This is a genomic window from Flavobacterium cheongpyeongense (genome assembly GCF_003202435.1).
Taxonomy (GTDB): Bacteria; Bacteroidota; Bacteroidia; order Flavobacteriales; family Flavobacteriaceae; genus Flavobacterium; species Flavobacterium cheongpyeongense.
In genome coordinates, this window is sequence record NZ_QJHK01000002.1 from 346,905 (window position 1) to 366,311 (window position 19,407).

A 19,407-nucleotide genomic window follows, 5' to 3' on the forward strand; every position below is an offset into this window, starting at 1 on the left:
TAAATCGTAAATCCTGACTACCTTTGCACTGTCAAAAAAATCAGAAATATGAATTTACAGCAAATTCCACAAATTAAGCATACTGACAGTGGTAATTTCTTTTTGTTGGCGGGACCTTGCGCTATAGAAGGAGAAGAAATGGCTCTCAGAATTGCCGAAAAATTAGTTGGTATTACCGACAAACTTCAGATCCCTTATGTTTTTAAAGGATCTTTTAAAAAAGCTAACCGCTCCAGAATTGACAGTTTCTCCGGAATCGGTGACGAAAAAGCATTAAAAATTCTACGAAAAGTTTCAGAAACTTTTCATGTTCCAACTGTAACAGACATCCACACCAATGAAGATGCTGACATGGCTGCCCAATATGTAGATGTATTACAGATTCCTGCCTTTTTGGTTCGCCAGACTGACTTGGTTGTTGCTGCAGCAAATACTGGAAAAGCAGTAAACCTGAAAAAAGGGCAATTTATGAGTCCTGAAAGCATGAAACATGCCGTTCAAAAAGTGTTAGATTGTAATAATGAGAATGTAATAGTTACAGACCGTGGTACGATGTTTGGTTACCAGGACATGATTGTTGATTATAGAGGAATCCCAACTATGCAACAATATGCTACAACGGTTTTAGATGTGACACACTCGTTACAGCAACCAAACCAAACTGCCGGTGTTACAGGTGGCAGACCCGATATGATTGAAACAGTTGCAAAAGCAGGTATTGCTGTAGGAGTTGATGGTATCTTTATCGAAACTCATTTTGACCCGGCTAATGCTAAAAGTGATGGTGCTAACATGCTTCATTTAGACTATTTTGAAGGGTTAATGACCAAATTAGTAGCCATAAGAAAAACAGTTAATTCATTCTAATTTTACATCATAAATTGAAAAATAAATTTTTATTCTTGCCATTATTCTTAATGTGTTTCGCTGTGAACACATTTGCTCAGGAAAACATTGCAATACAAGACAAATATACAGCACACAATAAAGGTAAGTTCTTTGTTTCATGGGGAGGCAATAGAGAAAGCTACTCTAAATCTGACGTAACTTTCAGAGGGAAAGATTACGAATTCACTGTTCATGATATGAGTGCACATGACAAACCAAAAGGATGGCATGTTGATTATGTAAATCCTTCCCGAATGACTATTCCTCAAACAAATTTGAAATTAGGTTATTTTTTTAGCGATCATTACAGTGTAACCATTGGAGTTGATCACATGAAATATGTAATGAACCAAAATCAAATAGCAAATGTCACCGGTTATATTAATAATACTGGTTCTCAGTATGACAACACTACTTATAGCAACAAACCTGTAGATTTTTCTGACGAAACGTTCTTGACTTATGAACATACAGATGGTTTAAATTATGTAAACACAGAAGTTTCAAGATTTGATGATATTTCAAAATGGTTTAGTCTTCCAAACACCGATAAGGTACAAATTAATCTTACAGAAGGTCTTGGTGCGGGACTTTTATATCCTAAAACCAATACTATGCTTTTAGGAAAAGAGCGTCATGACGATTTTCATGTTTCTGGTTATGGAGTATCTGCAAAAGCAGGAATCAATGTAACTTTCTTTAAACACTTTTACATACAGGGAGAACTAAAGGGCGGTTATATCAACATGCAGGATATCAAAACTACTGCAAGTAATGAAGACAGTGCTTTTCAGGACTTTTTCTTCTTACAAAGAATTATTGCTTTTGGAGGGATTTTTAGAATCTAAAAAATACAATTCAAACATAATAAAAAGCAGGTTTCATATATTTAATTTGAAACCTGCTTTTTTTATTTTACTCAGTATACATATTCAGTAAATTCGTAACCGTATTCCAGTTTCTGATGGTTGCCGTGACATTAAGCTTTTTCTCAATATATTTTTGATCAAATCTGGTTTTCCCTGCTCCAACAGCATATTTAATAAAAATTCTGTTTCCGTCAATACTTGCCTCATCTGGCTTGAACTGACTGATTTTTAAATCATTTATATTTTCGCTTTTTAAGGCAATTGAAACAAAAGCAACATATAACTTTTTAGTATCAACCTCTTTTTCTTTGAGATAAGGGCTATTTTTAAAACACAATTCCAAATCTTCTTTTGCAATAACAATCACAGGAACTTCATACCCAAAGACTTTAAAAATTTCCTGCTTAATCATAAACCCTACTTTCGAAGCACTTTCTTCTTCAGTATCTACAAAAACATTTCCGGATTGCAGATAGGTTCTAACGTTGGTAAAACCTATATTTTCGAGCATTGTCTTTAATGCTTCCATTTTTATCATGTTATGGCCTGAAACGTTGATGCCTCGTAAAAGTGCTAAGTGGGTTTTCATTTTTTATTTTTTCAGTTAATTAATAGCCATAAAATTTTTGTTTCTCTTTTATTTCCAAAATCACTTCATTTACGGTTAGTGAAATTTCTGGCGGAATTTTTAAGTCTAAGCTTTCTTCTTTTAAATTACTTAAAATTAAGGTTACAAAATAAAGAATTACATATCTATCTTGTAATTCTTTACCAATAATCTTGTTTTGAAAAAGTTTTAAGATTAAACTTTTTTGTTGATGAATTAATAATTGATGAATACCCGTATTTAAATTTTCAAATTTATTCTCTTCAAAAACTTTAAATAACCTTTTTTCAATATTCTCAAATATACCACTCCAAACTTCTATAAATATCTCACCAAGGATAGATTTAACATCTTTATAAACTTCGTTATGATTTCTTATAAGTTCTAATGATTTTGCTTTATTACAATTATTCAAATAATAATGCATTGCTAAATTATATAAGGCTTCAATTTGTCCTTCTTTAATGGCTAATAAGAAATATTTTTCCGATAAATTATAATTACCTCGTTCTCCATATAATGCTCCTAAATTACATAAAGGAATCATATAACCTTTTTCAATCGCTAATAAGTAATATTTTTCTGCTTGTTTGTCTTTACCTTGTTCCTGATATAATAATCCTAAATTATACATAGATTCAAAACTATTCTTTTCAATACCCAACAAATAATATTTTTCCGCTTCTGTATATTTTTTTTGATCATGTAGTAAAATAGCTAAATTATATATAGCTCTTGAATCTCCCTTTTCAATCGCTAACAATAAGTATTTCTGACTACTTTTTTTATCATCTAAAAAATAATATAAATCGCCTAATAAACTAAACTTAATTCCATCTTCTTCATTTTCTATCTCTTGTACAGTTTTAATAGCCTCAGAATATTTTTTTTCTACTATTAATTTAGATACTTCTTTTTCAATTGTACTATATTTTTTAGGCAATTCTAATAAATTATCCTTTGTATTATCTTCGTTTAGTCCTTCAGTTAATTCGATAATCCTATCACGTTCAAAAGTTGAAATATACTTACATTGACTTAATGCTTTTGAAAAAACAAGTGCTTGATTGAAAGCTAATTTGTTATCTTTTAAATTATGGATATGCTCGTCTGCAAGTTTTCTAAAGTCATGGATATCATACCAATTCTCTAAAAAAATGCTCAGCCATTTTGCTTTTCTTTTTTGCTCAGGATTACCTTGGGTAATTATCAGCCACATATTAAAAAAACGCTCAGAAATCCTATATAAATGATTTCTTTTTGAGGTTTCTATCTTTTCGACTATGCCTTTATCTATAAGTGTTTTTAAGTTGGCGGAAATAAGTTTACTCTCCATCCTGCATTTTTCAACCAATTGTTTTGTTGTACATGCTTCCCAAATAAAAGCCATTTCAGAAATTATTTTACGCAACTGTGGTGTCAAATAATTCAATCTCTCCTGATATAATGGTGTTGTATTATCCATCACTTTTCTCAAATACTCATATCCGTATAATTGAGAGTTTTGCAATAATATTTGAATGAAAAACTGTAAGGTCCTAGGCAATCCATCAGTCAAAATTCTGATATTTTCAATCTTACCTCTATTATTTTCTACAAAATCTTTTAATTCCGGAATTTCTAAACTTTCGCTCCAATGATTAATCAAAATATTAATTTCTTCTGAACTCAATGACTCTAAACGATGTCTTCTGAAAAATTCATAAAATGGCTTGTCATATTGCCAAAAATGCTCATCCATTCTCTTACTTCCTGCAATAATTTGAATATCGTTATAGTTTATTAGCGTTTCACGCAATAAATTTCCATCGTCTGTAAAATTTTCTACAATCCTGTCAAAATTATCTAAAAGAAGAATTATTTTCTTTTTCTCTTTTAAGCAAATTTCATGAATAATTTGATATAAATACCTTGTAAATTCTTGTTCTTCTTTAAATTCCTTAAAATCTTTAAGTTTTAAATTTAAATTTAAATTTAATTTACAAATTAATTCTTCAATAATTTGTTCCCACAAGTCAAATAATCTGTAAATACCTGCCTGTTCTTCAGCTAAATTTACAGCAATGTATTTAGAATTAAATTGAGGGTTTTCATCAATTTCAATTTGAATTCTTTTTAATAAAGTTGATTTTCCGCTACCACGTCTTCCTAAAATTAATTCATTCTGTAATGGATCTTTGTTCGATTTATTTTTTAACGAATTTATTATAGTTTCAAATTCATTTACTCTAATTATAAAATTCTTTTTTATCGAATCATTGTCACTATTCGCTGACTGATATAAATTAAGTTGTTCTAAGAACCGTTTACCTATATTTTCTTTTTGTTTATCCATTGTATACTGGGTTATCTAATTTCCAAAATTCTTTTAAAAATGGAGAAATAAAAATATATTTACTGTTATTCTCCACTATATAACCATCTTGTGTCAAATCTTTTATAAAGCTCATATAATCTTCTTCTTTATCAAAAGTCTGTGCTTTATTGTAAATTTCCTGAATTGTAATTTGATCTCTATGGGCAATATGTTTCAGAATGTCATTAACAAATTTAAAATCTTCTTTTGGCAGGTAATCAGATAACCTCTTTTTCCAGTCACTAAAATAATCGTTGTTTCTTATAATACTATTAAAGGCATTATCAATATCTATTTCAGAAATAACAGTATTCTTATTTTTTCTAGCCGTTTTATCTATTTCATCTAACATTAAATTAATGAAATAAGGTACAAAATATTGAATTTTAGTTCTCAAATATCCTTTTAATGCATTATCAAATAACACTGATGCTTTATTTGTCGCCCAATCAATATAATGATCAACTTCATTTTCATTTAAAGGCTGATAATATATTTTATTTAAATCATTAATATCAGATGTTCTTCCATCTATTAAATTCACAACGTAATGAATCCCTACTGAACCGGCTAATACAAATTGTAATTTCTCATAACCATTTTCCTGCCTCCATTGCCGCAAATTTTTAATGATACTTTTAGCAATATCATTATTTCCTTTTTTATGTAAATTATGAAGAACTTCAGGTAATTCATCAATCAGTAAAACAATTGTCTCTCCGTTAACATCTAGTTTCGGTATTAAATTATTGATTTCATACAAATAATCGATTTCATTGTCTTCAATTGTTATTCCACCAGACCAACTTATTTCCGTAATTTTCTTTTGCTTAAAATAATCAGTAATTAATTGTTTATTACTTTTAAATTTGTTTAAACATTTTATTATAAGCTCATAAATCGTTTTATAAAATTCCTTTTCAGTATCAATACCCTGAACATTTCTGAAAATAAGTTTATAGCCAGATTCCGTATTTTCAATTAAATATTTCATAACAGAAGTCTTACCCACTCTTCTTGGCGCTGCTATTAATACATTATTGCCTTTTTTAATTTCCGACCAAATCTCATTTTCTATATATTCTCTTCTATAATAATATTCACCTGTAGCATCTTTTCCTATTATTATTTTTGGCGCAATCCAATTGTTCTTCATTTGACAATAAATTTACTGTTTAAATATTTTGACAACAAATATACTGTTATTTTTATTTGACAACAAAAATACTGCTAAAAATTTCACTCATAGACAACTTTCAAATTTCCTAATTAAAATCTATCTTCGCTTTTGAAATAAAAAGATCATATAACAAAGAAATCATTAAATGCCCAATAATCTCCTTGATACCCCAATCGAATACCTAAAAGGCGTTGGGCCTAGTCGTGGCCAGTTGCTTCGTAAGGAATTGGGAATTCATAAATATGGAGATTTAGTTAATTTTTTTCCAAACAGATATATTGACAGAACCCGTTATTATAAAATAAACGAGCTACAAAATACGGGTTCTGAAGTTCAGATTATTGGCAAAATCATCAATATAAAAACGGTTGAATTTGCTAAAAACAAAAAACGTCTGGTAGCAACATTTGTCGATGATACAGGGCAAATAGAACTTAATTGGTTTCAGGGACATAAGTGGATTCGGGAGAGTTTAAAATTGAACGAAGTATGTGTCATTTTCGGAAAATGCTCTTTATATGGAAGCTTGTTTAGTATGGCACATCCTGAGATTGAGCTTTTAAGTGAGCATGAAAAAAGCCTTCGGTCAGCCATGCAGCCCGTTTACCCTTCGACAGAAACCCTTACAAATCGCGGAATTTCAAATAGGACAATAAATAAATTGATGGAACAGCTTTTCATTGAGACACAAGCTTTGTTTACAGAAACTTTTCCTTCCTACTTAATGGATGAATTGAAGCTAATTTCAAAAAGAGCGGCTTTATTCAATATCCATTTTCCAAAAAGTTCAGAAGCTTTGGCAAAAGCACAATTCCGATTAAAATTTGAGGAATTATTCTTTATTCAATTGCAATTAATTACCAAAAACTTAATTAGAAAGCACAAAATTAAAGGACATCCTTTTACAAAAGTAGGTCAATTATTCAACGATTTTTATCAAAATTATTTACCATTCGAACTAACCAATGCTCAAAAAAGAGTTATAAAAGAAATCCGTTCAGATATGGGCAGCAACGCTCAAATGAATCGGTTATTGCAAGGAGATGTAGGCTCCGGAAAAACAATCGTAGCCTTTATGAGTATGCTTCTGGCTATTGATAATGGTTTTCAGACTTGTTTAATGGCTCCTACTGAAATTCTTGCCAACCAACATTTTATTGGATTATCTGAATTGGCTCAAACATTAAATATCAACATCAAAATACTTACGGGATCAACTAAAACTGCAGCCCGAAAGATTCTTCACGAAGAGCTGGAAAATGGAACTCTGCATATTTTAATTGGAACTCATGCCTTATTGGAAGATAAAGTAAAATTTCAAAATTTAGGATTAGCTGTTATTGATGAACAACATCGTTTTGGTGTGGAGCAACGATCAAAATTATGGAAGAAAAACGAAATTCCGCCACACGTTTTAGTTATGACCGCCACCCCTATTCCAAGAACTTTAGCAATGAGTTTATATGGTGATTTAGACATCTCTGTAATTGATGAATTACCCCCTGGAAGAAAACCAATTCAGACAGTTCATCGATTTGACAGCAACCGCTTAAAAGTCTGGAAATTTTTGCGTGATGAAATTGCAAAAGGAAGACAGATTTATATTGTTTACCCCTTAATTCAGGAGTCCGAGAAAATGGATTATAAAGATTTGATGGATGGTTATGAAAGCATTTCACGCGATTTTCCGCTTCCTCAATATTCCATTTCAATTCTTCATGGAAAAATGAAACCTGCAGATAAAGATGCAGAAATGAAACGTTTTTCAGAAGGTAAAACAAATATTATGGTAGCTACAACGGTAATTGAAGTAGGTGTCAATGTCCCAAATGCCAGTGTGATGATTATCGAAAGTGCAGAGCGTTTTGGTTTATCACAGCTTCATCAATTGCGCGGACGCGTAGGCCGTGGAGCTGAACAAAGTTATTGCATTTTGATGACAAGCCATAAACTAAGCGCTGACAGCAAAACCAGAATGGAAACAATGGTTCAGACTAACGATGGATTTGAAATTGCAGAGGTTGATCTAAAACTTCGTGGTCCGGGCGATTTAATGGGAACTCAGCAAAGTGGTGTTTTAAACCTTCAAATAGCAGATATAGTCCGTGACCGTGATATCCTGGCTTTGGCCAGAAATTATGCAATGAAAATTCTAAAAGAAGATGCTGCGCTACAAAAAACGGAACATGCTCTGCTAAAAGCAGTTTTCATCGAACTGACGAAGAAAAAAAATATTTGGAACTATATTAGTTAACTGCAATACATTTAAGCTAAACTTCGGGGTATTTTAAAAATAAACTTCAACTTAATTCAAATTAAAATAATAACAAATTATTTATAAAAAAGTTCTGCTTTCGATTCTTACCTTTGCAAAAAAAATTATCTATGTCAAATATATATTTAGGGTATCATTTTACTGTGGAACCCAAAGAACTGGGATCAGAAATACTAATTGCTGAATTAGGCGAAAAAGCTTTTGAGAGTTTTACAGAAACTGAAAACGGAATTTCGGCTTTTGTAAAGAAAGATTTATGGGATGAAAATATCTTAGATGACATTTATATTTTACAATCGCAAGAGTTTAAAATCGAGTACACCGTTGAAGAAATCGATCAGGTAAACTGGAATGAAGAATGGGAAAAGAATTTTGAAGCAATTGATGTTGATGGTAAATGCCATGTCCGTGCTCCTTTTCACCCAAAAACTAATGCTGAATTTGATATCGTAATCGAGCCAAAAATGAGTTTTGGGACGGGGCATCATGAAACTACACACATGATGATTCAGCATTTACTGGAAATCGATGTTAAAGATTTAAAAACACTGGATATGGGGTGCGGAACTGCAATTCTGGCCATTTTAGCTGAGATGAAAGGCGCAAAACCTATTGATGCAATAGATATAGACAACTGGTGTTATTTGAATTCTATTGAAAATGCTGAACGTAATAATTGCCAACATATTAGCGTTTATGAAGGAGATGCTGCCTTATTAACCAACAAAAAGTATGATTTGATTATTGCCAACATCAATCGTAATATCTTATTGAACGATATGCAAAGTTACGCAGATTGCTTAAATCCAAAGGGGATTTTACTTTTAAGTGGTTTTTATGAAGAAGATATACCATTTATAAATGCTTCCTGTACGGAAAAAGGTTTGACTTATGTTAAAAAATTTCAAAGAAACAACTGGGTTTCATTAAAATACGTAAATTAGATAATAATAATTACTACAGTACAAAATCTAAAAAATTATGAGTACTAAAGAAAAAGTAAGAGAAAAAAATCGTGAAAAAGAAGCTGTAAGTTTCAATAATGAAATCGTCGTTTACAATGATGATGTAAATACTTTTGATCATGTAATTGATACTTTAATGCGTGTTTGTAGCCATACAGCAGAACAAGCAGAACAATGTTCCTTAATTGTACATTATAATGGAAAATGTACCGTTAAAACTGGTCCAATAGATAAATTAAAACCACAATGCACGCAACTTTTGGAAGCCGGACTTAGTGCCGAAATCATTTAAATTCAAATAAAAAATCTAAAAAAACATTTTATTTTATTCACACTTAGACTAAAATAAAATGTTTTTCTGTTTGTAAAAGTTGGAGGCATAATATTTGTTTGTATGCCTACAAAAGCGAAAAATCTTTTACATTTGTATTCATCACAACTCAAAGTCCATGAAAAAACTAACTTTACTTATTGTTTTATTAATTACAGCAACTTCATGTGTAAGTACCAAGTCTACATTAAAAAATGTAGATGATAATGCCCCTGATTTGGTTTTAAGCAAAAATAACACGTTTATCATTAAAGAGTACAGTAAAGACAAAAAGTATGGTTATAATCCTGATTACCCAATCAATATTTTCTACAGAAACACGAAAGACGAGACTTTGAATGAGGTACGTTTTTTAAATGCTTTAGCTGGTCCAAATGGAGAAAAAATCACTTATACAAGATTAGAGACCTGTTGCCCGTTTCCAACTAAACGAAGCGATATGGGAGCTGGATTTTTAAACGTCTATGAATTAAAATGGGAAGGACAAAAAAAACCAATTACCCTTTATCTGAATATTTACGAAAAAGGTATCTTGATGGTTCCAATGGGACTAAGTGTGAAGAAAGAGTAATTTTTTTGTAAAAAATATAGTAAAAAAGAAGCCGTCTTAAAACAAATTAAGACGGCTTCTTACTTTGAGAATGTTATTTAGGAAATCCTTTCTTTCATAATATCTTCAACAACCTCAGGATTTAACAAAGTTGAAGTATCTCCAAAATTAGAAAAATCACCTTCAGCTATTTTACGTAAAATTCTACGCATAATTTTTCCTGAACGTGTTTTTGGCAATCCGGATACAAACTGAATTTTATCTAATTTAGCGATTGGTCCAATATGATCCGCAATATATTGATTAATTTCCTTCGCTAAATTTTCTTTATTTCTAACTTCACCGGTTTCTTTTAGAATAACATAACCATACAAAGCATTACCTTTAATTTCATGACCAAAGCCAACAATAGCAGATTCTGCAACTGCAGGATGCTCATTGATAGCATCTTCAATAGGTGCTGTTCCTAAATTATGACCTGAAACAATAACAACATCATCCACCCTACCTGTAATTCTGTAATATCCGACTTCATCTCTTAAAGCACCGTCACCTGTAAAGTATTTTCCAGGAAAAGCTGAGAAATATGTTTTTTTATAACGCTCATGATCCCCCCAGATAGTACGTGCAATTCCAGGCCATGGGAACTTAATACATAAACTACCCACTACCTGATTACCTTCAATTTCGTTACGTTTATCATCCATTAAAACCGGTTGAATTCCCGGTAAGGGTAAAGTCGCATAAGTTGGCTTTGTTGGAGTTACAAAAGCAATCGGCGAAATCATAATTCCACCTGTTTCTGTTTGCCACCATGTATCTACAACCGGGCATCTTTTGTCTCCAACGTGGTCATTAAACCAGTGCCAAGCCTCTTCGTTGATTGGCTCCCCAACAGAACCAATAACTTTTAATGATTTTAAAGGATATTTTTGAATATAATCCAAGCTTTCTTTTGCTAAAGAACGAATTGCTGTTGGTGCTGTATAAAATTGTGTAATTTTATGTTTTTCGATGATTTCCCAGAAGCGGCTAAAATCAGGATAAGACGGAACTCCTTCAAAAATTACAGTTGTTCCTCCATTCAATAATGGTCCGTACAAAATATATGAATGTCCTGTAATCCATCCAATGTCTGCAGTACACCAAAAAATATCATTTTCTTCGTGGCTAAAAACATTTTTAAAAGTATAAGCAGTGTAAACCATATATCCTGCTGTTGTATGTACCATTCCTTTTGGCTTACCTGTAGACCCAGAAGTATATAAAATAAATAATGGATCTTCTGCATCCATTATTTCCGCTACATTGTAATCAAGAGCTGCATCTAATAACGGCTGTAACCAAAGGTCTCTGCCTTCTTGCATTTTTATTTCAGTTTGCGTTCTTTTTACAACCAAAACCTTCGATACTGAAGGACAGCTTTCCAAAGCTTCGTCAACAATGCCTTTAAGATCAATTGTCTTATTTCCTCTGTAACCTCCATCAGAAGTAATCACCATTTTGCATTCACAATCATTGATTCTTGCAGAGACTGCAGATGCCGAAAAGCCTGCAAAAATAACCGAATGAATAGCTCCAATTCTGGCACAAGCCAAAACTGCTACAGCAAGTTCCGGGATCATTGGTAAATAAATACAAACCCTGTCTCCTTTTACAACTCCCTGCTCACGAAGGACATTTGCCATTTTGGAAACTTTTTCATATAATTCATTATATGTAATATGTATTGCATCTTCAGAAGGATTATTAGGTTCAAATATGATAGCCGTTTTTTCTCCTCTTTTACTTAGATGTCTGTCGATACAATTTTTTGTAATATTAACTTTGGCTTCAGTAAACCATTTTACCTCTGCATCAGCCATGTTAAAATCAACAACTTTTTCCCATTGCTGGTACCAAGTAAAATTTTCCTCAGCTATTTTTCCCCAAAATTTTCTTGGCTCTCTTATTGACTTATTGTAATGTTTAAAATATTGTTCTAAATTTTCAATTTTATAATAACTCATAGTTGTTGTAATTTTTTTATAAATGTATTAAATAACAACGTATTCTTAAAATTATTTAATTCATAAATTTTATCAAAAAAAAACAAATCTTAAAAAAAACATATTGATTAAATGAATTTAATATAAAAATCAAGGTTTTAATCCAAAAACGTATCATAAAAAAAGGCATGATATATAAAATACCATGCCTTTTAATTTTAACAATTTCAATAACAATTAATATTTTTAATCCTGCCGATTTCTTTTTATCTTGAAAATAGCAGCAACATTATTAATTATAACAGAAATTTCTACGAGTATGTTAATCTAAACATACTCCATAAAATTAGGGATTACTTCACTTAACCCAGTAATTAAATTAAAGTTAAGTGAATGTAAATGCGCTCTATCTGTTATTCTCTTAATAAGTGCTTACTAATTCAAAATATTATATAAAACAAAGATATAGTGCAAAATCCCAACACACAACGTGGTGTGCAATTTATAATTATCCTATTTTTTTCATTGCTGTCATAGACTCTCTTAACCAAGCCCCTACCTCTTCAATAGGATGTTGACGAATTTCTTTGTTTACAGCAATCAAAACTGCATTATCTACTCCGTTTGAAGTTGAAAATGGTTTGCCAATAATATTAGTTTCTACTTTTTTCATGAATTCAGTCAATAAAGGCTTACATGCATGATCAAATAAATAACAGCCATATTCTGCTGTGTCAGAAATAACACGGTTCATTTCGAATAATTTCTTTCTTGCAATTGTGTTTGCAATTAATGGCAATTCGTGTAGCGACTCATAATATGCAGATTCTTCAATAATTCCAGCTTCAGTCATTGTTTCGAAAGCCAATTCAACACCAGCTTTAACCATAGCAATCATCAATACTCCATTATCAAAATATTCCTGCTCTGAAATCGGAGCTTCTTGTGGTGCTGTTTTTTCGAAGTTAGTTTCACCTGTCGCAGCTCTCCATTTTAATAAATTAACATCATCATTCGCCCAGTCAACCATCATTGTTCTTGAGAATTCTCCAGAAATAATATCGTCTTGGTGCTTTTGGAATAATGGACGCATAATATCTTTCAATTCTTCTGCCAATTCATAAGCTTCAATTTTTGAAGGATTGTTCAGGCGGTCCATCATATTTGTGATACCACCATGTTTCAAAGCTTCTGTGATAGTTTCCCATCCGTATTGAATTAATTTTGAAGCATAAGCAGCATCAATTCCTTTTTCTACCATTTTATCAAAACATAAAATAGAACCAGTCTGCAATAATCCACAAAGAATAGTCTGCTCACCCATTAAATCGGATTTCACTTCAGCTACAAATGATGATTTTAGAACTCCTGCTTTATGTCCGCCTGTTGCAACAGCGTACGCTTTTGCCTGGTCTAAACCTAAACCGTTTGGGTCATTTTCAGGGTGAACAGCAATAAGTGTTGGTACACCAAAACCTCTTTTATATTCTTCACGTACCTCAGATCCAGGGCATTTAGGAGCACACATAATTACCGTGATATCTTTACGAATCTGCATCCCTTCTTCTACAATATTGAAACCATGGGAATAAGCTAAAGTTGAGCCATTTTTCATTAATGGCATAATAGCAGTTACCACCGCGGTATGTTGTTTATCAGGAGTTAAATTACAAACTAAATCAGCAGTTGGGATTAATTCTTCATAAGTACCTACTTTAAAACCATTTTCAGTAGCATTTTTATAAGAAGCTCTCTTTTCTGCAATTGCATCTGCACGCAAAGCGTAAGAAATGTCAAGACCTGAATCTCTCATATTTAAACCTTGGTTCAAACCCTGAGCTCCGCAACCTACGATTACGACTTTTTTTCCTGCTAATGCATCTATCCCATTTGCAAATTCAGATTGCTCCATAAATTCACAAACCCCTAATTGTTCTAATTGTAATCTAAGTGGTAACGTGTTGAAATAATTGGCCATTTTTTTTAATATTTAATAAGTATGATGTTTAATTTTAAAATTGATTGATTTATTTTAATTCTTCCAGCAATAAAGAAGAAATCTCCATCTTTTCTTTAGACACAGAAATTCTTCCTGAACGCACAAATTGCATGATACCGTATGGTTTAAATTTTGCGTATAATTCTTCAATCTCAGAACGTCTTCCTGATTTAGAAATTACAAAGAAATCTCGGGAAACAGTTACAATTGTTGACTGGCTTTCTTTAATAATATTCTGAATTTGCTTTTCATCAAACAGTAAACTTGAAGCAATTTTAAATAACGCATTTTCCAGATAAATAGTTTCTTCGTCTGTGTGATAAAATGCTTTAATAACTTCTATTTGCTTTTCAATTTGTCCAACGATATTTTTAACCCATTTCTCAGTAGTTTCCACTACAATGATGAATCTTGAAACATTTTCTATTTCTGATTCTGAAACGTTTAAACTTAATATATTAATGTGACGTTTTAAGAATATTCCTGATATCCTATTAAGCAAACCCACATTGTTCTCCGAATATACCGATATGGTAAATGTTTTTTCTTCCATGTCTTTTAACTTAATCTGATCTCTGAAACACAAGCCCCGGTTGGGATCATTGGGAACACATTGTTTTCTTTTTCAACCATAACTTCCAAGAAATAAGAATCTTTTGAGGCCATCATTTCTGCAACAGCTTCATCCAGATCTTCTCTTTTAGTTACTTTTCTTGATTTGATGTAATATCCTTCTGCTATAGCGCAAAAATTTGGATTTATCATGACAGTAGAAGCGTATCTGTAGTCAAAAAATAATTCCTGCCACTGGCGTACCATTCCCAGAAACTCATTATTTAAAACAACAATTTTTACAGGAACTTTCGTTTGGTGAATCGTACCCAATTCCTGAATGTTCATTTGAAAACCTCCATCACCAATAACGGCAACTACTTCACGATCCGGTCTTCCCATTTTAGCACCAATCGCTGCAGGTAAAGCAAACCCCATAGTACCTAAACCTCCTGAAGTAACATTGCTTTTAGTTGTGTTGAATTTGGTATAGCGACAAGCAAACATTTGATGTTGTCCAACATCTGAAACCATTATAGCGTCCCCTTTCGAGTGTTTATTAATCATTTCGATAGTTTCACCCATTGAAATTCCTTTGCCATTGGTTGGAGCTAACTCTTCATTAATAACCGCATCTAATTCAATTTTGTATTTTTCCTTGAATTCATTATGCCATGAATCATGTGATTTTTTATCAATCAATGGAATCAAGGCAGTCAAGGCTTCTTTAACGTCTCCTAAAACTGCAACTTCCGTTTTTACGTTTTTATCAACCTCTGCCGGATCAATCTCGAAGTGAATTACTTTTGCCTGCTTAGCATAAGTAGCTAATTTTCCTGTAACACGATCATCAAAACGCATCCCCAATGCAATTAAAACATCACATTCATTTGTTAAAAGGTTCGGACCATAATTACCGTGCATCCCTACCATTCCTACATTTAATCGATGATCTGTTGGTAAAGCTGATAAACCTAAAATTGTCCAGGCAGCCGGGATTCCAGATTTTTCAATCAACCTTTTTAACTGTTCTTCAGCTTCACTTAATATAATTCCCTGACCAAAAACAATAAATGGCTTTTTGGCATTATTAATTAAATCTGCAGCCTCCTGTACTTTTTGAAGGTTCAATACCGGTTTTGGATGATAACTTCTAATTCCCGTACATTTTTCATAACTAAATTCAAACTCATCAAATTGAGCATTTTTAGTAATATCTATCAAAACAGGTCCCGGACGTCCAGATCTGGCAATAAAAAAAGCTTTTGCGATAATTTCCGGGATTTCGTGAGCTTCTGTGATCTGGTAATTCCATTTGGTCACCGGAGTTGATATTCCAATAATATCTGTTTCCTGAAAAGCATCTGATCCCAATAAATGTTTTCCTACCTGACCTGTAATACATACCATTGGTGTAGAATCAATTTGAGCATCTGCAATTCCTGTAACTAAATTGGTTGCTCCAGGTCCTGATGTTGCAATTGCTACGCCTACTTTTCCGGTAGCCCTTGCAAACCCCTGCGCTGCATGCGCCGCACCTTGTTCGTGACGAACTAAAACATGGTGCAATTGATCCTGAAATTTATATAATTCATCATAAACCGGCATGATGGCTCCACCCGGGTAACCATAAACCAAATCTACTCCTTCTGCTAATAAACATCTTATAACGGCTTCTGCCCCTGATATTTTCATTTTATCTTATTTTTTTCAGCTCTAAATCTTATTTACAAATTTAGAGTCCGTTTTTATTAAATTATTTGTCAGTAACACATCCCTCAGAGGCACTTGAGACCGAACGCATATATTTAAGTAAAACTCCTTGTGTAATTCCGTTTTCTGGTCTTTTCCAATTAGCCTTTCGTTTTGCTAATTCTTCATCAGAGACTTTCATATCAATAGTGTTATTAATCGCATCAATCGTAATAATATCGCCATTTTCTATTAATGCAATTCCGCCACCTTCATAAGCTTCCGGAGTTACGTGACCAACAACAAAACCGTGCGACCCTCCAGAGAAACGTCCGTCGGTAATTAAGGCTACAGTACTTCCTAAACCGGCTCCCATAATAGCAGATGTTGGTTTAAGCATTTCAGACATACCAGGACCTCCTTTTGGCCCACAATACCTAATAATCACAACATTTCCTGGTTTAACTTCACCTGCCTGTATTCCTCTGATTACATCTTTTTCTCCTTCAAAAACAACAGCTGTACCTTCAAAAAATTCTCCTTCTTTACCGCTGATTTTTGCTACACAACCCTCAGTTGCTATATTTCCGTAAAGAATCTGAATATTTCCTGTTGATTTTAATGCTTTTGCAATTTCAAAAACTACCTCCTGACCATCATGTAAATCTGGTACTGAAGCTAAATTCTCTGCTATTGTTTTCCCTGTTACAGTTAAGCAATCCCCATGTAGGAAACCTTCTTTTAATAAATATTTCATTACGCCCGGAACACCTCCAACATTATGCAAATCTTCCATCAGGTATTTACCACTTGGTTTCAAGTCAGCTAATAATGGTGTCTTATCACTAATATCCTGGAAATCTTTTAAGGTCAATTCGATACCTACAGAATGTGCCATTGCAATTAAGTGCATAACAGCATTTGTAGACCCTCCTAAAACTGCTACCATCGTAATTGCATTTTCGAATGCTTTACGGGTCATAATGTCTCTAGGCTTAATATCTTTCTCTAATAATATTCGGATCGCTTTACCGGCATCAACACATTCCTGTTTCTTTTCAGGACTTAAAGCAGGATTAGAAGAACTGTAAGGCAAACTCATTCCTAATGCTTCAATAGCTGAGGACATAGTGTTGGCTGTGTACATTCCACCACATGCTCCGGCTCCCGGACAAGCATTTTGAATGACTCCTTTAAAATCTTCAGGTGTAATCGTGTTCTTAATTTTTTTACCCAAAGCTTCAAAAGCAGAAACTATATTCAAATCTTCACCTTTCCATTTTCCCGGGTGAATAGATCCACCGTAAACCATAATAGAAGGACGGTTTACTCTTCCCATAGCCATTAAAGCTCCCGGCATATTTTTATCACAGCCCGGAACAGCAATCATACCATCGTACCATTGTGCTCCCATAACAGTTTCAATCGAATCAGCAATTACATCACGGGAAACCAAAGAAAAACGCATCCCGTCATTACCATTAGAAATACCATCACTTACACCAATAGTATTAAAAATCAAACCGACTAAGTCAGCATCCCAGACCCCTTTCTTAATATCTTTAGCCAGGTCATTTAAGTGCATGTTACACGGATTTCCGTCGTAACCCATGCTCACAATTCCTACCTGCGCTTTTTTAAGATCCTCTTCTGTCAAACCGATTCCGTAGAACATTGCCTGAGAAGCTGGTTGAGTTTCATCTTGCGTGATTGTTTTGCTGTACTTGTTTAATTCCATTATGTGTTATTTGTAATTTCTAATTTTATTCCTAAAAAAAACCTCCCAACTATGTGGGAGGTTATAATATATTTTTTCAATTATATCTATACCATTCCCGATGCAAATGTGTTATACACATTGACAACAATGACAGAAGTAATATTAATTGAGATTTGCATTTCTTATTTTTTTGGTGTCACAAAAGTATAAAAACTAATAGGACTAAAAAAATAAAATCTCAACATTTTAAACACTTCTTGTTAATTATTGCAATATTTAACAAAAAAACCTAAACAATCGTCGATTGTCCAATATGAACATTATCATTATTAAAATACAGCAAATCATCTTTACTAAAAATAAAATTCGAAACGAACTCACCAACTTCATTAGTTCCAAATTTTGAATCTGATTTTAAATCTACTGTAACAACTTTAAATTCAATTGCTTTTTCGATTGCCTTATAAATCACATTCGCTTCTTTACATAACCCAAAATGCTCTAACAACATTGCTGCTGACAGTATAGAAGCTATAGGATTAGCAATATTTTTTCCTTTTGCTTGTGGATAAGATCCATGAATTGGTTCAAAAAGAGCATTTTTTTCTCCCAACGAAGCCGAAGCCAATAAACCTATAGAACCTGTTATGACGCTTGCTTCATCAGATAATATGTCTCCAAATAAATTTTCTGTTAAAATCACATCAAATTGTTTTGGATTTAAAATCAGCTGCATTGCTGCATTATCAACAAACAAAAAGTCTAATGCCACATCCTTATATTCTTCTCCAACTTTCTGAACGACTTTTCTCCACAATCTTGAGGTTTCTAAAACATTAGCTTTATCTACCATCGTTAACTTTTTTTTACGGTTTTGTGCCGACTTAAAAGCTAAGTGTGCAATTCTGGCAATTTCTTCTTCTGAATACTCACATAAATCTGAGGCATGTGTTCCTTCTTCATTTAATGTTTTTGCACCAAAATAAGCGCCACCTGTTAATTCTCTGAAAATTGTAAAATCAACCCCTTCTATGATTTCTCTTTTTAAAGGAGAAGCTTCTATTAAAGACTTATAAGGTTTAATTGGACGAATGTTTGCAAACAACCCCAATGCTTTACGCAATTTTAACAATCCCTGTTCCGGACGAACTTTAGCATTGGGATTATTATCATATTTTGGGTCACCAATTGCTCCGAATAAAACAGCATCAGTGTTTAAACAGAGATTTAGTGTTTGCTCAGGAAGCGGATTTCCTGTTTTATCAATAGCAATTGCGCCCATAAGAGCTTCTTCGAAAACAAATTCATGATTATACACTTCACCAATTGCATATAAAGCTTTTTTGGCTTGGGCAATTACCTCCGGTCCTATTCCGTCTCCTGGTAAAACTGCAATTTTTAAATTCATAATACCTCGTTATTTATGTATTTAAAA

Annotated in this window: 15 protein-coding genes; 6 read left to right on the forward strand and 9 right to left on the reverse strand. The window is 32.7% G+C overall.

The window, feature by feature from the left end; translation table 11 throughout:
• Positions 1–48 precede the first annotated feature (48 nt).
• Positions 49–867 carry a 3-deoxy-8-phosphooctulonate synthase gene (gene kdsA / locus DMB65_RS03500; protein WP_110305277.1) on the forward strand — a complete coding sequence of 273 codons (819 nt, stop codon included), beginning with the start codon at positions 49–51 and terminating at the stop codon, positions 865–867.
• A 14-nt stretch (positions 868–881) separates the two neighbouring features.
• Positions 882–1,736 (forward strand): hypothetical protein, encoded by an 855-nt coding sequence (locus DMB65_RS03505; protein ID WP_110305278.1) that lies wholly within the window; start codon positions 882–884, stop codon positions 1,734–1,736.
• A gap of 67 nt (positions 1,737–1,803) precedes the next feature.
• Here the strand turns inward: DMB65_RS03505 and DMB65_RS03510 are convergent, their stop codons facing one another.
• Genes DMB65_RS03510 through DMB65_RS03520 form a run of 3 tightly spaced genes read right to left on the reverse strand, consistent with a single transcriptional unit; the run spans position 1,804 to position 5,876 of the window.
• Positions 1,804–2,346, reverse strand: a complete 543-nt coding sequence (locus tag DMB65_RS03510; RefSeq protein WP_110305279.1) for a DUF1697 domain-containing protein — start codon at positions 2,344–2,346, stop codon at positions 1,804–1,806.
• 19 nt (positions 2,347–2,365) lie between these two features.
• On the reverse strand, positions 2,366–4,699 hold the full coding sequence (locus tag DMB65_RS03515) for a tetratricopeptide repeat protein (protein WP_110305280.1): 2,334 nt from the start codon (positions 4,697–4,699) through the stop codon (positions 2,366–2,368).
• Entirely contained in the window at positions 4,692–5,876 is a 1,185-nt protein-coding gene (locus tag DMB65_RS03520) for an AAA-like domain-containing protein (protein ID WP_110305281.1), read from the reverse strand. The genes DMB65_RS03515 and DMB65_RS03520 overlap by 8 nt, the downstream gene beginning before the upstream one ends.
• Positions 5,877–6,045: 169 nt before the next feature.
• On the opposite strand from DMB65_RS03520, the gene recG reads away from it, so the two are divergent.
• The 4 genes from recG to DMB65_RS03540 all read left to right on the forward strand — a co-directional run bounded on the left by recG (position 6,046) and on the right by DMB65_RS03540 (position 10,042).
• Positions 6,046–8,154: an ATP-dependent DNA helicase RecG gene (gene recG / locus DMB65_RS03525; protein ID WP_110305282.1), complete on the forward strand. Its 2,109-nt coding sequence runs from the start codon at positions 6,046–6,048 to the stop codon at positions 8,152–8,154.
• Between the two features lie 131 nt (positions 8,155–8,285).
• Positions 8,286–9,119 (forward strand): 50S ribosomal protein L11 methyltransferase, encoded by an 834-nt coding sequence (prmA, locus tag DMB65_RS03530; protein WP_110305283.1) that lies wholly within the window; start codon positions 8,286–8,288, stop codon positions 9,117–9,119.
• A gap of 37 nt (positions 9,120–9,156) precedes the next feature.
• Positions 9,157–9,432, forward strand: a complete 276-nt coding sequence (locus tag DMB65_RS03535; protein ID WP_110305284.1) for an ATP-dependent Clp protease adaptor ClpS — start codon at positions 9,157–9,159, stop codon at positions 9,430–9,432.
• A gap of 157 nt (positions 9,433–9,589) precedes the next feature.
• On the forward strand, positions 9,590–10,042 hold the full coding sequence (locus DMB65_RS03540) for a 2-dehydro-3-deoxyphosphooctonate aldolase (protein ID WP_110305285.1): 453 nt from the start codon (positions 9,590–9,592) through the stop codon (positions 10,040–10,042).
• A gap of 77 nt (positions 10,043–10,119) precedes the next feature.
• Here DMB65_RS03540 and acs read toward each other — a convergent pair whose 3' ends face one another.
• The 6 genes from acs to leuB form a co-directional block, all read right to left on the reverse strand.
• On the reverse strand, positions 10,120–12,030 hold the full coding sequence (gene acs / locus DMB65_RS03545; protein WP_110305286.1) for an acetate--CoA ligase: 1,911 nt from the start codon (positions 12,028–12,030) through the stop codon (positions 10,120–10,122).
• A 487-nt stretch (positions 12,031–12,517) separates the two neighbouring features.
• A complete protein-coding gene (gene ilvC, locus DMB65_RS03550; protein ID WP_110305287.1) occupies positions 12,518–13,987 on the reverse strand; it encodes a ketol-acid reductoisomerase in 1,470 nt (489 codons plus the stop codon).
• A gap of 49 nt (positions 13,988–14,036) precedes the next feature.
• A complete protein-coding gene (gene ilvN, locus DMB65_RS03555; RefSeq protein ID WP_110305288.1) occupies positions 14,037–14,561 on the reverse strand; it encodes an acetolactate synthase small subunit in 525 nt (174 codons plus the stop codon).
• Positions 14,562–14,566: 5 nt separating this feature from the next.
• Positions 14,567–16,255, reverse strand: coding sequence for a biosynthetic-type acetolactate synthase large subunit (gene ilvB / locus DMB65_RS03560; protein ID WP_110305289.1), 1,689 nt, complete (start codon positions 16,253–16,255; stop codon positions 14,567–14,569).
• A 61-nt stretch (positions 16,256–16,316) separates the two neighbouring features.
• Positions 16,317–17,990, reverse strand: coding sequence for a dihydroxy-acid dehydratase (gene ilvD / locus DMB65_RS03565; protein ID WP_110305290.1), 1,674 nt, complete (start codon positions 17,988–17,990; stop codon positions 16,317–16,319).
• A 271-nt stretch (positions 17,991–18,261) separates the two neighbouring features.
• Positions 18,262–19,380 (reverse strand): 3-isopropylmalate dehydrogenase, encoded by a 1,119-nt coding sequence (gene leuB, locus DMB65_RS03570; protein ID WP_110305291.1) that lies wholly within the window; start codon positions 19,378–19,380, stop codon positions 18,262–18,264.
• Positions 19,381–19,407 lie beyond the last annotated feature (27 nt).

Coding starts and splice junctions, on each gene's coding strand:
- DMB65_RS03540 (WP_110305285.1), top strand. CDS start 9,590: ATGAAAAAACTAACTTTACTTATTGTTTTATTAATTACAGCAACTTCA.
- DMB65_RS03515 (WP_110305280.1), bottom strand. CDS start 4,699: ATGGATAAACAAAAAGAAAATATAGGTAAACGGTTCTTAGAACAACTT.
- ilvB (WP_110305289.1), bottom strand. CDS start 16,255: ATGAAAATATCAGGGGCAGAAGCCGTTATAAGATGTTTATTAGCAGAA.
- acs (WP_110305286.1), bottom strand. CDS start 12,030: ATGAGTTATTATAAAATTGAAAATTTAGAACAATATTTTAAACATTAC.
- DMB65_RS03510 (WP_110305279.1), bottom strand. CDS start 2,346: ATGAAAACCCACTTAGCACTTTTACGAGGCATCAACGTTTCAGGCCAT.
- kdsA (WP_110305277.1), top strand. CDS start 49: ATGAATTTACAGCAAATTCCACAAATTAAGCATACTGACAGTGGTAAT.
- prmA (WP_110305283.1), top strand. CDS start 8,286: ATGTCAAATATATATTTAGGGTATCATTTTACTGTGGAACCCAAAGAA.
- ilvC (WP_110305287.1), bottom strand. CDS start 13,987: ATGGCCAATTATTTCAACACGTTACCACTTAGATTACAATTAGAACAA.
- ilvD (WP_110305290.1), bottom strand. CDS start 17,990: ATGGAATTAAACAAGTACAGCAAAACAATCACGCAAGATGAAACTCAA.
- DMB65_RS03535 (WP_110305284.1), top strand. CDS start 9,157: ATGAGTACTAAAGAAAAAGTAAGAGAAAAAAATCGTGAAAAAGAAGCT.
- DMB65_RS03520 (WP_110305281.1), bottom strand. CDS start 5,876: ATGAAGAACAATTGGATTGCGCCAAAAATAATAATAGGAAAAGATGCT.
- leuB (WP_110305291.1), bottom strand. CDS start 19,380: ATGAATTTAAAAATTGCAGTTTTACCAGGAGACGGAATAGGACCGGAG.
- recG (WP_110305282.1), top strand. CDS start 6,046: ATGCCCAATAATCTCCTTGATACCCCAATCGAATACCTAAAAGGCGTT.
- ilvN (WP_110305288.1), bottom strand. CDS start 14,561: ATGGAAGAAAAAACATTTACCATATCGGTATATTCGGAGAACAATGTG.